This is a genomic window from Streptomyces sp. NPDC000134, assembly GCF_042899225.1.
Classification (GTDB): domain Bacteria; phylum Actinomycetota; class Actinomycetes; order Streptomycetales; family Streptomycetaceae; genus Streptomyces.
Map to the genome: position 1 here is coordinate 155532 of NZ_JBIAZN010000012.1, position 14708 is coordinate 170239.

The 14708-nt window shown below is 75.0% G+C and carries 13 protein-coding genes; 3 read left to right on the forward strand and 10 right to left on the reverse strand.

Features of this window, described 5'->3' with window-relative positions:
• Positions 1-29: 29 nt before the first annotated feature.
• Positions 30-572: a bacterial proteasome activator family protein gene (locus ACFY32_RS19810; RefSeq protein ID WP_359190252.1), complete on the reverse strand. Its 543-nt coding sequence runs from the start codon at positions 570-572 to the stop codon at positions 30-32.
• 482 nt (positions 573-1054) lie between these two features.
• Here ACFY32_RS19810 and ACFY32_RS19815 point away from each other — a divergent pair, with 482 nt between their 5' ends.
• Positions 1055-1306, forward strand: a complete 252-nt coding sequence (locus ACFY32_RS19815) for a hypothetical protein (RefSeq protein WP_390674852.1) — start codon at positions 1055-1057, stop codon at positions 1304-1306.
• Positions 1307-1329: 23 nt separating this feature from the next.
• On the opposite strand, the gene ACFY32_RS19820 is transcribed toward ACFY32_RS19815, so the two are convergent.
• The 7 genes from ACFY32_RS19820 to pdhA all read right to left on the reverse strand — a co-directional run bounded on the left by ACFY32_RS19820 (position 1330) and on the right by pdhA (position 9880).
• Entirely contained in the window at positions 1330-2310 is a 981-nt protein-coding gene (locus ACFY32_RS19820) for an NAD(P)H-quinone oxidoreductase (RefSeq protein WP_390674853.1), read from the reverse strand.
• 81 nt (positions 2311-2391) lie between these two features.
• On the reverse strand, positions 2392-3489 hold the full coding sequence (locus ACFY32_RS19825) for a potassium channel family protein (protein WP_359190264.1): 1098 nt from the start codon (positions 3487-3489) through the stop codon (positions 2392-2394).
• Positions 3486-4856 (reverse strand): molybdopterin molybdotransferase MoeA, encoded by a 1371-nt coding sequence (locus ACFY32_RS19830; RefSeq protein ID WP_390674854.1) that lies wholly within the window; start codon positions 4854-4856, stop codon positions 3486-3488. The genes ACFY32_RS19825 and ACFY32_RS19830 overlap by 4 nt, the downstream gene beginning before the upstream one ends.
• The gene (locus tag ACFY32_RS19835) at positions 4853-5827 is read right to left on the reverse strand and encodes an NTP transferase domain-containing protein (protein WP_359190270.1); all 975 of its coding nucleotides are present in this window, start codon (positions 5825-5827) and stop codon (positions 4853-4855) included. Before ACFY32_RS19835 ends, ACFY32_RS19830 begins: the two co-directional genes overlap by 4 nt.
• 107 nt (positions 5828-5934) lie before the next feature.
• Entirely contained in the window at positions 5935-7743 is a 1809-nt protein-coding gene (locus ACFY32_RS19840; RefSeq protein ID WP_390674855.1) for a dihydrolipoamide acetyltransferase family protein, read from the reverse strand.
• Positions 7743-8747 carry an alpha-ketoacid dehydrogenase subunit beta gene (locus ACFY32_RS19845; protein ID WP_359190276.1) on the reverse strand — a complete coding sequence of 335 codons (1005 nt, stop codon included), beginning with the start codon at positions 8745-8747 and terminating at the stop codon, positions 7743-7745. Before ACFY32_RS19845 ends, ACFY32_RS19840 begins: the two co-directional genes overlap by 1 nt.
• Positions 8744-9880 (reverse strand): pyruvate dehydrogenase (acetyl-transferring) E1 component subunit alpha, encoded by a 1137-nt coding sequence (gene pdhA, locus ACFY32_RS19850; protein WP_390674856.1) that lies wholly within the window; start codon positions 9878-9880, stop codon positions 8744-8746. The genes ACFY32_RS19845 and pdhA overlap by 4 nt, the downstream gene beginning before the upstream one ends.
• A 189-nt stretch (positions 9881-10069) precedes the next feature.
• Here pdhA and ACFY32_RS19855 point away from each other — a divergent pair, with 189 nt between their 5' ends.
• Positions 10070-10705 carry an Lrp/AsnC family transcriptional regulator gene (locus tag ACFY32_RS19855; protein ID WP_390674900.1) on the forward strand — a complete coding sequence of 212 codons (636 nt, stop codon included), beginning with the start codon at positions 10070-10072 and terminating at the stop codon, positions 10703-10705.
• A 24-nt stretch (positions 10706-10729) separates the two neighbouring features.
• Here ACFY32_RS19855 and ACFY32_RS19860 read toward each other — a convergent pair whose 3' ends face one another.
• On the reverse strand, positions 10730-11320 hold the full coding sequence (locus ACFY32_RS19860; RefSeq protein WP_359190282.1) for a TetR/AcrR family transcriptional regulator: 591 nt from the start codon (positions 11318-11320) through the stop codon (positions 10730-10732).
• Positions 11317-12834 carry a 3-hydroxyacyl-CoA dehydrogenase gene (locus ACFY32_RS19865; RefSeq protein WP_359190285.1) on the reverse strand — a complete coding sequence of 506 codons (1518 nt, stop codon included), beginning with the start codon at positions 12832-12834 and terminating at the stop codon, positions 11317-11319. Before ACFY32_RS19865 ends, ACFY32_RS19860 begins: the two co-directional genes overlap by 4 nt.
• Before the next feature lie 160 nt (positions 12835-12994).
• Between ACFY32_RS19865 and paaN the strand changes: the two genes are divergently transcribed.
• Complete coding sequence (gene paaN, locus ACFY32_RS19870; protein ID WP_390674857.1) at positions 12995-14689, forward strand: phenylacetic acid degradation protein PaaN; 1695 nt, start codon at positions 12995-12997, stop codon at positions 14687-14689.
• Positions 14690-14708 lie beyond the last annotated feature (19 nt).

The following is a 14708-nucleotide window of genomic DNA, read 5'->3' on the forward strand; positions in this document are numbered from 1 at the left end:
TTCGGTGGGACGCCCGCCGGGCGGGTCCCCTAGAGGTACGGGCCGCCCGAGCGGCCGCCGAGACCCTGGCCGTCGTCGCCGTCCCCGGTCATGCCCGGCGGCAGGGCGCGGCGCATCTGCTCCAACTGGGCGCGGGCGGCCATCTGCTGGGCGAACAGCGTGGTCTGGATGCCGTGGAACAGGCCCTCCAGCCAGCCCACCAACTGGGCCTGCGCGATCCGCAGCTCCGCGTCGCTCGGCGTCGACTCCTCCGTGAAGGGCAGCGAGAGCCGCTCCAGCTCCTCGACCAGCTCCGGCGCGAGACCGTCCTCCAGCTCCTTCACCGAGCTGGCGTGGATCTCCTTCAGCCGGGCCCGGCTCGCGTCGTCCAGGGGAGCGGCGCGCACCTCCTCCAAGAGCTGTTTGATCATGCTGCCGATCCGCATGACCTTCGCGGGCTGCTCGACCTGCTCCGTCACCGGGGTCTCACGGGAGTCCTCGTCCCCGTCACCGCCGCTCAGCGCCATACCGTCCTGGCCGACGACCAGGATCTGGGGGTTCTCCGACGACCTGTCGTTCCTCGGCATCTCCATACCGTCCATTGTCTCGTACGGGTGCTCCCTACCTGGGCGGCGCCCCCGCACAAGCCCGGTCCACCGCGTACGGCGGCGCCCGGAATGCCGGAACGGTCCGGGAGCGGGAGGCTTGTTCCGTGACTCGATGGCTACGCACCCTGGGCGCGACGGGGCCGGCGGGTGTCCTGGCGGCGGTCGTGCTGCTGTCGCCGCACGCGTACGGCGCGTCCGCGCCGCCACCGGGGGAGGCGGCCGCACCCTCTTCTCCGGCCTCGGGGCGGCCGAGCGCTCCCGGCGTCCCTTCCGCCTCCGGTCCCGCGTCCCCTTCTTCCTCTCCCTCTCCCTCTTCCTCCGCCTCGGCGGCCGGGTCGAGGGCCGCCTCCGGGTCCCCGTCCGCCGCCGCCTCCGCCGATGAGCCGTCCCGGGCCGGGAGCCGGGCCGGGGAGGGGCGGCAGCGGCCCGGACGGCGGGAGACGCCGGCTGAGGAGGCCGCCCGCCCGGTGGAGGAGCGCGGCGGCGGGGACGTACCGCTGCACGACGTACCGCCCAGGGACGTGCGGACCTCGGCGGGGGCCGGGCGGACCGCCGCGGTGCCGTCCTCGCCGGCGCCGGAGCGCGGTCCGCGGACCGTGCCCCGGGCCGGGCCCGAGCCGGTGCTGCGGGTGCTGCCGCTCGGCACCGGGCTGGTGCTCATGGGCCTCGGGCTCGCCCTCGCCTTCGCCGGGCTCCGGCTCCGCCGCGGCCGGCCGTGACCGCGGCGGGCCCGGACCCGGTGCTACGCGGTGACCAGGAGCACCTTGCCGATGTGCCCGCTCTCCTCCACCACCCGGTGGGCGGCGGCGGCCTCGCTCATCGGCATCTCCCGGTCGACGACCGGCCGGAGGTGACCGTCCCCGAACAGCGGCCAGACATGCTCGCGCACGGCCGCCACGATGGCCGCCTTCTCCCGCGCCGGGCGGGCCCGCAGCGAGGTCGCGCTGACCGCGCCCCGCTTGGCGAGCAGGGCGCCGATGTTCAGCTCGCCCTTGGTGCCGCCCTGCATGCCGATGATCGCCAGCCGGCCGTTGACGGCCAGCGCCTGGACGTTGCGGTCGAGGTACTTGGCGCCCATGTTGTCGAGGATGACATCGGCGCCGGCGCCGTCCGTGGCCTCCGCGATCTCGGCGACGAAGTCCTGCTCCCGGTAGTTGATCAGGATGTCGGCGCCCAGCTCGGCGCAGCGCTCCAGCTTCTCCTTGGTGCCCGCGGTCACGGCGACCCTGGCGCCCAGCGCCTTGGCCAACTGGATCGCCATGGTGCCGATGCCGCTGGAACCGCCGTGCACCAGCAGGGTCTCGCCGGGACGGAGGTGGGCGACCATGAACACGTTCGACCAGACCGTGCAGACCACCTCGGGCAGCGCCGCCGCCTCCTTGACGCCGATGCCCTGGGGCAGCGGCAGGAGCTGGCCGGCCGGGACGGCGACCTTCTCCGCGTAACCGCCGCCGCCGAGCAGCGCGCACACCTCGTCGCCGACGTTCCAGCCGGTCACGCCGGGGCCGAGCGCGGTGATCCGGCCCGCACACTCCAGGCCGGGGTAGGCGGGGGCGCCGGGCGGCGGGTCGTAGTAGCCCTGGCGCTGCATGATGTCAGCCCGGTTGACGGCGCTGGCCGTCACCTCGACCAGGACCTCGCCCTCGCCGGGCACCGGATCGGGGACCTCGGCCCAGACCAGTGCCTCGGGGCCTCCGGGTTCGGGAATCGTGATCGCATGCATGAGGGGGACGCTACTCCCCCCGCCGCCCCGGAGCCCGCGGACGCCGCCGCCGGCCGGGGAGGCCGCCTGGTCACCGAGGTCTCAGTCCATCGGCAGCGGGCGGGCGTCGGGCGCGACCTGGCTGCCCGGTGTCGCCCGCACGATGGTGATCAGCCGGTCCGTCAGCTCCAGCCTGCCGACCGCCGGATCGTCGTACCCGAGCACCCGGTGCCCGCGCAGGACGCTCACCACCAGGTCGTCGACCTCGCGCGGGGTCTTGCCCACCTCGGCCTTTATGACCGGGCGTTCGATGATGTCGAGGCCGCTGCCCTGGCTGATGAGGTCCTCCATCACCATGCCGGCGGCCGGGCTGAGCACGGAGAGCCCGAGCAGCCGGCCCGCGGCGCTGGCACTGGTGATCACGGCGTCGGCGCCGGACTGCTTGAGCAGCGGCGCGTTCTCCTCCTCGCGGACCGCCGCCACGATCTTGGCGCCGCGGTTGAGCTGCCGGGCCGTCAGCGTGACCAGCACGGCCGTGTCATCGCGCTGGGTGGCGATGATGATCTGCCGGGCCTTGTGCACCTCCGCCCGCTTGAGCACCTCGCTGCGCGTCGCGTCGCCGACCACGCCCGCGAAACCGTCGGCCGTCGCGGCGTCGATCACCTTGCCGCTCGGGTCGACCACGACGACCTGCTCCTTGCGCAGACCGGTCGCGCAGACGGTCTTCAGCGCCGACCTTCCCTTCGTGCCGAAGCCGACGACGACGGTGTGATCGCGCAAGGTGGACCTCCAGCGGGTCAGTCGCCATTCCTCCCGGGTGCGCTCGGTGAGCGCCTCCAGGGTGGTGCCGACCAGGATGATCAGGAACAGCACGCGCAGCGGCGTGATGACGAAGATGTTGGTCAGCCGGGCGGCGTCACCGACGGGCGTGATGTCGCCGTATCCGGTGGTGGAGAGGGTGACGGTCGCGTAGTAGAAGGCGTCGAGGAGATCGACGGAACCGTCGGAGTTGTCGTTGTAGCCGTCGTGGTCCACATAGACGATCAGCGCGGTCGCCAGGAGGACGAACAGGGCCATGGAGAGCCGCTTGCCGACCTGGCGGATCGGGTGCTCCACCATCTTCCTGGGGAGTTTCACCTTGTGGGTCACGAGATGCTCGTCCGCCTGGCGGGCGATCGCGTCCTGGCGCGGAAGTTTCACATGAAACACCCTTCGATTCCGCCGCTGGCCCAGGGCAGGCCGAGCAGTTCGGCCTCCTGACCCGCCCGTGCCCCGCCGGGGGGGACCACGGCCAGCGCATCGGCCGCCGCGATACCACGCAGCATGGCCGGTCCGTTGTAGCGCAGCGGTACGGGCCCGCCGCCGCGCAGCACCACGGGCACCAGCCGGGTGTCGTGCGGGTGCCCCTGCACCGCCTCCCGCAGCGGCCTCCCGTGCGGCCCCGGGACCGGCCGGGCGGCGAGGCCGCGCAGCAGGGGCTCGGCGAGGGTGAGCAGGCCGGAGACGGCGGCGAGGGGGTTGCCGGGCAGTCCGACGAGGTGCCGGCCGTCCTGGAGGCGGGCCAGCAGCATCGGGTGGCCGGGGCGCACCTGGACGCCGTCCACGAGCAGTTCGGCGCCGATCCGGCGCAGGGTGGGGTGGACGTGGTCGCGGGGGCCCGCGGCGGTGCCGCCGGTGGTGAGCAGGACGTCGGCGTCGGAGTCGGTGACCGCCCGGTGCAGGGCCTCGGCGTCGTCACCGAGGCGGCGTACGGCGGTCACCTCGGCGCCGAGCGCCCGGAGCCAGAAGGGCAGCATCGGGCCGAGCGCGTCCCGGATCAGACCGCCGTGGGGCAGCCCCTCGGTCAGCAACTCGTCGCCCAGGACGAGGATCTCGGCGCGCGGGCGGGGGGCGACGGTGAGGGCGTCGTACCCGGCCGCCGCCGCGAGCCCCAGCACGGCCGGGGTCACCGTCGTCCCGGCCGGCAGAAGCCGGTCGCCGGTGCGGCACTCCTGGCCTCGGGGGCGGATGTCCTGGCCGGGGACGACGTCCCGGAGGGCGTGCAGGCGGTTCGCGTCCGTGCGGCCGTGTTCCGTGCGGCCGTGTTCCGTGCGGAGGACGGCCGTGGTGTCGGCGGGGACCCTGGCGCCGGTCGCGATACGGGCGGCCTCGCCGTCGGTGAGGGGCGCGTGCGTGGCGGGTCCGGCCAGGACGCCCTCGTCGCGCACGGCCCACGGGCCGGGTCCGGCGACCGCCCAGCCGTCCATCGCCGAGGTGTCGAAGGAGGGCAGGTCGGTGAGGGCGGTGAGCGGGGCGGCCAGGGCGAGCCCGAGCGCGGCCTCAAGACCCATGGAGACGGGGGTACGGCGGGGGCCGCTCCGGGCGGTGCGGGCGGCGATCGCGCGGGCCTCGCGCCAGGGGGTGGCGCGGTGCCGCTCCGGCCTACCGCCGGCCTGCCCGGGGGACGCCGGGCCGTCGTCACCGGGGGCCGGGGCCGGGGGAGGAACGGGCTCCTCCTTCACGAGGGCGAGTGCCTCCTCGACGTCGAGGTCGTGGGCGTCGGTGCCGGTCCCGGCGCGGGCGGTCATCCGGCGTCCGGGCGGGTGTCGGGCGTGGCGTCGGGGGCCACGTCCGCCCGGCCCCCGGCGGAACCGCCCGGACCGGCACCCTCGGCGCCCTCGGCCTCCGCCGCCCAGCGCAGGGCGAGCGCCGCGGCCTTGCGGGCGGCCTCGGCGACGGCCTCGGGACCTCCCTGGGCCCGCCCGGCGGCGTAACCGACGAGGAAGGTGGTCAGCGGGGCCGCGGGCCGGGCCACACCGTGCGCGGCGTCGCGTGCGAGGTCGAGCAGGACCTTGGTGTCGACGTCGAGTTCGATGCCGAGTTCGTCCTTGGCGGCGGAGATCCATTCGTTCAGCACGTGCCCATGCTCCCTGATCCGTGACCTGGCGGTAGCGATGTCGTCCCAGGTGTCGCAGTCGAAGGACGCGACGGCGTCGGGGACGCGGGCGAGCGTGAGACCGGCGGTCAGTCTCCGCAGCGGCAGCCCGGCGAGCCCGGTCCCGTCGTCGGCCAGCGCGGCGAGCCCGCGGCGCACGGCGGCCGTCCGGTAGGCGGCCACCAGCGGCTGGTCGCGGCCGTCGGCGTCGGTGAGCAGCACCGCGTCGGCGGGGCTCGCGGCGAGGGACGACAGCAGGCGGCCGACGGTCCGTCCGCGCAGGAACGGCAGGTCGGCCGAGAGGACGACGACGTACCGCGCCGTCGTGTGCCGCAGCCCGGCGGCGAGCGCGGCGAGCGGTCCGGCGCCCGGCGGTTCCTCGCGGGCCCAGACGACGGGCCGCACGGTCGGCCGGGGACCGGCGACGACGACGGTGACCGAGGCGTCGGCGCAGGCGGTGAGCACCCGGTCGAGCAGGGCCCGCCCGCCCACGCGGACGCCGGGCTTGTCGGCGCCGCCGAGCCGCCGGGCGGCCCCGCCGGCCAGCACGACGGCGTCGTACGCGACGGGCGGCCCCGGGTCGGGGCCGGCGCCGGGGGTGCCGGGGGGCGGGTAGGCGGTCACCCCCCGAGTATGCGTGTCCGGGCGATCACAGGGAACGCGGGGGAGCCCACGCGATTACGAACGCGGGGGAGCCCACGCGATTACGGCGGGCTCGCCACGGCGTACGGTCACAACGTGCGCAGCAGGACGGCCGGTTGCTCCACGCAGTCCGCCACGTACCGCAGGAAGCCGCCCGCGGTGCCGCCGTCGCAGACCCGGTGGTCGAAGGTGAGCGACAACTGGACGACCTGCCGCACCGCCAGCTCCCCCTCGTGCACCCAGGGCTTGGCGGCGATCCGGCCGACACCGAGCATGGCCGCCTCGGGGTGGTTGATGATCGGGGTGGAGCCGTCGACGCCGAACACGCCGTAGTTGTTGAGCGTGAAGGTGGAGCCGGTGACCTCCGCGGGGGTCAGCGCCCCGGTGCGGGCCGCCTCGGTGAGCCGGGCGAACTCCGCGCCGAGGGACTCGGCGTCCCGGGTGTGCGCGTCCCGGACGACCGGCACCACCAGGCCCCGGTCGGTCTGCGCGGCGAACCCGAGGTGGACGCGGTCCAGCTTCACGATCTCCCTGGCCTCCAGGTCGACCGTGGAGTTCAGCTCGGGGAAGCGGGCGAGGGCGGCGGTGCAGATCCGGGCCAGCAGGGCGAGCAGGGGGATCTTCGGCCCGCCCACCGCGTTCATCGCGGCCCGCGCCCGCAGCAGCTCCGTCGCGTCGGCGTCCACCCAGGTGGTCGCGTCCGGTATCTCCCGCCGGCTGCGGGACAGCTTGTCGGCGATGGCCCCGCGCACGCCCTTGAGGGGAACCCGGACGGCACCGGAGGTGCCGTCCGCTCCGGGGGCACTGTGGGCGTCGGGGGTGCCGTGCGCTCCGGGGGCGCCGTGGGCGTCGGGGCTGCCGTGCGCTCCGGAGACGCTGTGCACACCGGCGGGTCCGGTGATCCCGGCGGACCCGGAGATCCCGTCGGCCCCGGAGATCCCGTCGGCCCCGGTGATCCCAGCAGATCGGGCGACCCCGGCGGACCCGGCGGCCTCCGGTGCGGGGGCGGTCCCCGGCGCGGGGACGCCGGTCGCGAGCGTCCGGTTCCGCGCGGCGGCGGCACGCAGCGCGTACTCCACGTCCGCGCGCAGGATCAGCCCGTCCGGCCCGGAACCGGTCAGTTCGCTCAGGTCGAGCCCGTTCTCCCGGGCCAGCCTGCGCACCAGCGGCGAGATGACGGGCACGGGCCCGTCGGCCCGCTCGGCGACGGACCCGTGCCCGTGCCCGTCGGCACCGCGAGAGCCGCCGTCCACCTGTGCCATAGGCGGCCGGGAGGGCGGCGGCACCGAGCCCGCCGTGGACGGCGAAGAGACCGGCGGCACCGAGCCCGCCGCGGACGTCCCGGCCGGTGCCGGCTCCCCCGGCCGTACCCTGCGCCGCCGGGCCGGCGCCCGCGAGGTGCCGTACCCGACGAGCACGTTCCCCGAGCCCTCGGCCCGCGCCTCACCGGCCCGCGCCCCACCGGCCCGCGCCTCCTCGCGTGCCGCGCCCTCGCCCGCGACCGAGCCGTCGGCGCCCGCCGAGCCCGCGGCGCCCGCCGAGTTCCCGACGCCCGCCAGGGCCCCGGCACCCGCCGAGTTCCCGACGCCCGCCGGCCCCTCGGCACGCACCGCCCCCCCGGCACCGGCCGAGCCCTCGCCACCCGACGCCGGTTCGCCCACCGCCACCGTCAGCAGCGGCGCGCCGACCGGGAGTTCCGCGCCCTCCTCGCCGAAGCGGGCGGTGACCACGCCGCCGTAGGGGCAGGGCACCTCGACCATCGCCTTGGCCGTCTCCACCTCGACGACCGGCTGGTCGACCGCGACCACGTCGCCGACCTCGACCATCCAGCGCACGATCTCCGCCTCGGTGAGCCCCTCCCCGAGGTCGGGGAGCTTGAACTCCAGCACCTGTGCCATCAGCTTCCGGCCTCCCATTGCAGACGCCCCACCGCGTCAAGGATGCGGTCCACACCGGGCAGGTGGTAGCGCTCCAGCATCGGCGGCGGGTACGGCACGTCGAACCCGGCCACCCGCAGCACCGGCGCCTCCAGATGATGGAAGCAGCGCTCGGTGACCCGGGCCGCGATCTCGCCGCCGGGGCCCCCGAAGGAACCCGACTCGTGGACGACGACCGCGCGTCCCGTCCGCCGCACCGAGGCGCAGACCGTCCCGTCGTCGAACGGCACCAGCGAGCGCAGATCGACCACCTCCAGGTCCCAGCCCTCGGTCCGGGCCGCCTCGGCCGCCTCCAGGCAGACGGGTACGGACGGCCCGTACGTGATGAGTGTGGCGCTCCGCCCCGAGCGCCGCACCACCGCGCGGCCCAAGGGTTCGACGGGCGCCGGGTCCTCGGGGTTCCAGGCGTCCTTCGACCAGTACAGCCGCTTGGGCTCCAGGAAGACCACCGGGTCGTCGGAGGCGATGGCGGCCCGCAGCAGCCCGTAGGCGTCGGCGACCGTCGCCGGGGTGACGACGTGCAGGCCGGGGGTGGCCAGGTAGTACGCCTCGGAGGAGTCGCTGTGGTGTTCGACGCCGCCGATGCCGCCGCCGTAGGGGACGCGGATCGTCAGCGGCAGGGACATCGCCCCGCGCGTGCGGTTGCGGGTCTTGGCCACGTGCGAGACCAACTGCTCGAACGCCGGGTAGGCGAAGGCGTCGAACTGCATCTCCACGACCGGCCGCAGCCCGTACATCGCCATGCCGACGGCCGTGCCGAGGATGCCGGCCTCGGCCAGCGGGGTGTCCGTGCAGCGGTCCTCGCCGAACTCCTTCGCCAGGCCGTCGGTGACCCGGAAGACCCCGCCGAGCGTGCCCACGTCCTCGCCCAGCACGTGCACGGCCGGGTCGGCGGCCATGGCGTCGCGCAACGCACGCGTGAGGGCTCCCGCCATGGTGGCCGGGCGGGTGGCGACGGTCGTCATCGCTGCGCCCCCTCCGCCTCGGCCGCCAGCTCGGCCCGCAACTGCTCGCGCTGTTCCAGCAGTTGCGCGGTGGGTTCGGCGTACACATGGGCGAACAGGTCCATGGGGTCCAGCTCCGGGTCCTGGTTCATCCGGGCCCGCAGGTCGGCGGCCATGGCCTCGGCGTCCTCGCGGGCGGCGCGGACGCCGTCCTCGTCGAGCAGCCCCCGGGCGGTCAGCTCGCGCTCCAGCAGGTCGATCGGGTCGTGCCGGCGCCAGGTCTCCACCTCGGCGTCGCCCCGGTAGCGGGTGGCGTCGTCGGCGTTGGTGTGCGCGTCCATCCGGTACGTGATCGCCTCCACCAGGGTGGGGCCGCCGCCCGCACGCGCGTGCCGCACGGCGTCGGAGAGGACCCGGTGGACGGCGACCGCGTCGTTGCCGTCGACCAGGCGGCCGGGCATGCCGTAGCCGACGGCCTTGTGGGCCAGCGACGGGGCCGCGGTCTGCTTGGCGAGCGGGACGGAGATCGCGAAGCCGTTGTTCTGCACGAGGAAGACGACCGGGGCCCGCTGGACGGCCGCGAAGTTCAGCGCCTCGTGGAAGTCGCCCTCGCTGGTGCCGCCGTCGCCGACCATCGCCAGCGCCACCACGTCGTCGCCCTTGAGCCGGGCGGCGTGCGCGAGGCCGACGGCGTGCGGCAACTGGGTGGCCAGCGGCGTGGACAGCGGCGCGACCCGGTGCTCGTACGGGTCGTAGCCGGTGTGCCAGTCGCCGCGCAGCAGGGTGAGCGCCTGCACGGGGTCGACGCCGCGGGCGACGACGGCGAGGGTGTCCCGGTAGCTGGGGAAGAGCCAGTCGCGGTCCGCCAGGGCGAGCGCGGCGGCGATCTCACAGGCTTCCTGGCCGGTGCTGGAGGGGTAGACGGCCAGGCGTCCCTGCTTGGTGAGGGCCGTGGCCTGCGCGTTGTACCGCCGGCCGGTCACCAGGCGGGCGTAGAGGGTGCGCAGCAGGCCGGGGTCGGCGTCGGCGGCGGCCTCGGTGCCGAGGACGCGGTAGGGCTCGGGGTCGGGCAGCAGCGGCGCGGGGTCCGTGCGGGGCCGCCAGGCGGGCGGCGGGGCCGGCCGGTAAGCGCCCCGCTGCTCCATGACCGTCATGACGCACCTCCTCGTGGGAGTGGCTTCGCGACCCCTCACGGGTGTGACGGGCCTCGCCTACCGATTGTTCGGTCGTCGGCACATTTTGGCTACGGTGCCCCCCAGGCTGTGGACAAACGGTTCTCCACAGCCTGGGATGGGCGCAGGACGTCCACGACGGGAGGGCCGGGGCGGATGGCCTCTGAACAAATGGCCGAACGGCCGGATCGGCCCGGTCCCGACAGCCGTGCGGGCGGTGGTCCCGGCGCCCCCGACAGCCGTGCGGGCGGCAGTCCCGGCACGGGTCCCGACGGCCCTGCGGGCAGCGCTCCCAGCACCGCCGCCGCCGCTCCCGCCGCCCCCGCCGACCCGCCCCGCGACCCCGCCGCCCTGCCGCCGCCGCGTCCCCTGGACGCCATCGACCAGGACATCCTGCGCATGCTCCAGGCGGACGGCCGCGCCTCGATACGGTCGGTCGCCGAGCGCGTCCACGTCTCCCGCGCCAACGCCTACGCGCGCATCAAGCGGCTCGTCGAGGACGGTGTCATCCGGGGTTTCAGCGCCCGCGTCGACCACGAGCGCGCCGGGCAGGGCACCTCGGCGTACATCACGCTGAAGATCGTGCAGAACACCTGGCGCGCGGTGCGCGAGCAGCTCCAAGAGCTGCCCGGCGCTTCCCACATCGCCCTGGTGGGCGGCGACTTCGACGTCCTGCTGCTGGTGCACACGCCGGACAACCGGGCCCTGCGCGAGCTGGTCCTCACCCGTATCCAGGCGATCCCGGAGGTGCTCAGCACCCGTACCCTGCTGGTCTTCGAGGAACAGGACCTGGAACCCCGCGGCTGACGGCACCGCCCGCCGCGCGGGCCGTCACCCGCCGGTCCGCAGCCCTGCGAACACCAGCTTCACCACCGCGTCCACCACCTCGCGCTCGGCCGAGCCCCGGCCGTCGGGCCGGTACCACTCGACGATCGAGTTGATCATGCCGAAGACCAGCCGGGTCGCGAGCCGCACCTCCACATCGGCCCGCACGTCCCCTTCGGCCGCCGCCGCCCGCAGCAGCTCGGCCACCCGGCGGTCGAACTCGCGCCGCCGCTCCAGCGCCCACCGCTCGGTGCCGGTGTTGCCGCGCACCCGCAGCAGCAGCGTGACGTAGGGCAGCTCGGCCATGAGCACCTCGACCATGCGCCGTACGACGTGCTCCAGTTGCCCGGCGGCGGTCCCCACGCGCGCCTGCTCCTCGTCGAGGATGCCGAACAGCCCGTCCAGGGCCCGGCTCACGGCCCGGCGCAGCAGTTCCTCCTTGCCGGAGACGTGGTGGTAGATCGAGGACTTGGAGATGCCGGCGGCCTTGGACAGGTGCTCCATGGAGGTGCCGTCGTAACCGCGCTCGTTGAAGATCCGCACGGCGACGGTCAGCAGCGTCTCGGGGGTGTACGTGTCACGCTTGGCGGTGGTCATGAGGGACTGTCCTCCCGCTTGTCGGAGGCGTGGGCGTGGCGGTAGAGCGCCAGGGACGGCGCGTAGCGGCCACAAGGGTCCCGCAGGTGCAGCTCGTCCAGGAGTCCGTAGGCCCAGTCCCGGCCGAGCGCGCGGCTCCAGGCGAAGGGCCCGAGGGGGTAGTTGACGCCCAGGCGCATCGCGGTGTCGACGTCCTCCTCGGTGGCCACGCCCTTGGCGACCGCGTCGTGCGCCAGGTCGATGATCCGGGCCACCGTGCGGGCGACGATCAAGCCGGGGACGTCACCGATGACGCTGACCTTCTTGCCGAGCGCCTGGAAGAGGCCGACGGCCTCGGCGAGCGTGCGGGGCGCGGCGTCCTGGGAGGCGGCCAGGGCGATCCGGGTCGCCTCGCGGTAGTCCAGGGCGAGGTCGAAGTGGACGACGTCGCGGAACTCGGCCGAGGTCCGGCCGTCGGCGAGGACGAGCTGTCCGCCGCCGGGCAGCACGAGCCGGGTGCCGTGGTCCTCGGGTTCCTCGCGGACCTCGATGCCCGCCTCGCGGATCAGCGCGAGCAGCTCGCCGGCCGGTCCGAGGTCGCCCTCGGCGACGACGTGGGCGGGCGGGGCGGCCGGTTCGGCGGTGTGCGGCTCGGGGCGTTCGGCGCCGTCCCGGTAGTCGTACCAGCCCTGGCCGCTCTTGCGGCCGAGGCGGCCGGACTCCACCAGGCGGCGCTGGGCGAGCGAGGGGGTGAAGCGCGCGTCCTGGAAGAAGGACTGCCAGACGGAGTGGGTGACGGCCTCGTTGACGTCCTGGCCGATGAGGTCGGTCAGTTCGAAGGCGCCCATCCGGAAGCCGCCCGACTCGCGCAGCACGGCGTCGATGGTGGCCGGGTCGGCGGCCTGGGCCTCGTACACGGCGAGGGCCTCGGCGTAGAAGGGCCGGGCGATGCGGTTGACGATGAAGCCGGGGGTGTCGGCGCAGGCGACCGGCGTCTTGCCCCAGGCGCGGGCCGTCTCGTACGCGCGGGTGGCCGAGGACGCGTCGGTGGCGAACCCGGAGACCACCTCCACCAGCGGCAGCAGCGGCGCCGGGTTGAAGAAGTGCAGGCCGACGAGGCGGCCGGGCCGGGCGAGGCCGCCGGCGACGGCCGTGACGGACAGGGAGGAGGTGTTGGTGGCCAGCAGGCAGTCGGCGGCGACGACGTCCTCCAGCGCGCGGAACAGCTCCCGCTTGACGTCCAGTCGCTCCACGACGGCCTCCGCGACCAGCGCGCAGTCGGCCAGCTCGGCGAGGTCCTCGGCGGGCCGGAGCCGGGCGCGGGCCGCGTCCCGGTCGGCCGCGGTGAGGCGGTCCTTGAGCACGAGCCGGTCGAGCCGGGCGCCGATCGCGTCGGCGGCCTCCCGGGCGCGACCGGGGGCGGCGTCGTACAACCGCACGGGGTGACCGGCGACCAGTGCGACCTGGGCGATGCCCTGGCCCATGGTGCCGGTACCGACGACTGCCACGGGGCTGCTGAGGTCGAGTGCTGTCATGTGCGCGATCCTCCCGCACAGGGTTTTCCACAGAAGCGGCGGACCCCCTTGTCCCGACCGATCGTTCGGTTACTCTAGCTCTGTCCGGCCGTTTCCGCCCGGGTTCCGCCCAGGCCATGGACTCGACGAAGAGTTCCGTCAGACGAGGAGTTGGTCCCGCATGGCCGCCGCACTCACCGCGTCCACCCTGCTCGCCGAGCACCGGCCCACCCTCGACCGGGCGCTCGAAGCGATCCGCACACGCGCGTACTGGTCCCCGCACCCGGAGCACCCCAAGGCGTACGGCGAGGAGCACGGCAGCCTGGACGCGGCGGCGGGCCGGGCCGCCTTCGACGCCCTGCTCGGCACCCGGCTCGACCTCGGCCAGCCCGGCACCGACGACTGGGTGGGCGACGAGGTCTCCCCGTACGGCATCGAGCTGGGCGTGCGCTATCCGCACGCGGACCTCGACGTGCTGCTGCCCGCCATGCGGGCCGGGCAGCGGGCCTGGCGGGACGCGGGCCCGGAGCAGCGCGCCCTGGTCTGCCTGGAGATCCTGAAGCGGATCAGCGCCCGGACGCACGAGTTCGCGCACGCGGTGATGCACACCTCCGGCCAGGCGTTCCTGATGGCGTTCCAGGCGGGCGGCCCGCACGCCCAGGACCGCGCCCTGGAGGCGGTGGCGTACGCGTACGCGGAGCAGGTCCGCGTCCCGGAGGCGGCGGAGTGGACCAAGCCGCAGGGCAAGCGCGACCCGCTGCGGCTGACCAAGCGGTTCACCCCGGTCCCGCGCGGCATCGCCCTGGTGATCGGCTGCAACACCTTCCCCACGTGGAACGGCTATCCGGGCCTGTTCGCCTCCCTGGCCACGGGCAACGCGGTACTGGTCAAGCCCCACCCGCGTGCGGTGCTGCCGCTGGCCCTCACCGTGCGGATCGCCCGCGAGGTGCTCGCGGAGGCCGGTTTCGACCCCGCCCTGGTGGCGCTGGCCGCCGAGCGGCCCGGCGAGGGCATCGCCAAGACCCTCGCCACCCGCCCGGAGATCCGGATCATCGACTACACCGGTTCGACCGCCTTCGGCGACTGGCTGGAGGCCAACGCCCGCCAGGCCCAGGTCTTCACCGAGAAGGCCGGGGTCAACACGGTGGTCGTGGAGTCCACCGACGACTACCGGGGGATGCTCGCCAACCTGGCCTTCTCGCTCTCCCTCTACAGCGGCCAGATGTGCACCACCCCGCAGAACCTGCTCATCCCCCGCGCCGGCATCGGCACCGACCAGGGCCCCCGGTCCTACGACGAGGTGGTCGCCGACCTCGCGGGCGCGGTCGACGCCCTGCTGGGCGACGACACCCGGGCCAACGCCCTGCTGGGGGCGATCGTCAACCCGGACGTCAAGGCCCGCCTGGAGGCCGCCGCCGGTCTCGGCGAGGTCGCCCTCGCCTCCCGCGCGGTGCCCAACCCCGACTTTCCCGGCGCGACCGTGCGCACCCCGCTGATCGTCAGGCTGGACGGCGCCGAGCCGGACGACCGGGCCGCCTGCCTGAGCGAGTGCTTCGGCCCCGTCTCCTTCGCCGTCGCGGTGGACTCCGCGGCCCACGCGCTGGAGCTGCTGCGCCGGGGCATCCGCGAGCAGGGCGCGATGACGGTCGGCGCGTACACCACGGACGCGGAGTTCGAGCGGGCCGTGGAGGAGGTCTGCCTGGAGGAGGCCGCCCAGCTCTCCCTCAACCTCACCGGCGGGGTGTACGTCAACCAGACGGCCGCCTTCTCCGACTTCCACGGCTCCGGCGGCAACCCGGCGGCCAACGCGACCCTCACCGACGCCGCCTTCGTGGCGAACCGCTTCCGGATGATCGAGGTCCGCCGCGAGGCGTGACCCCGCCGGGACGGCGGCG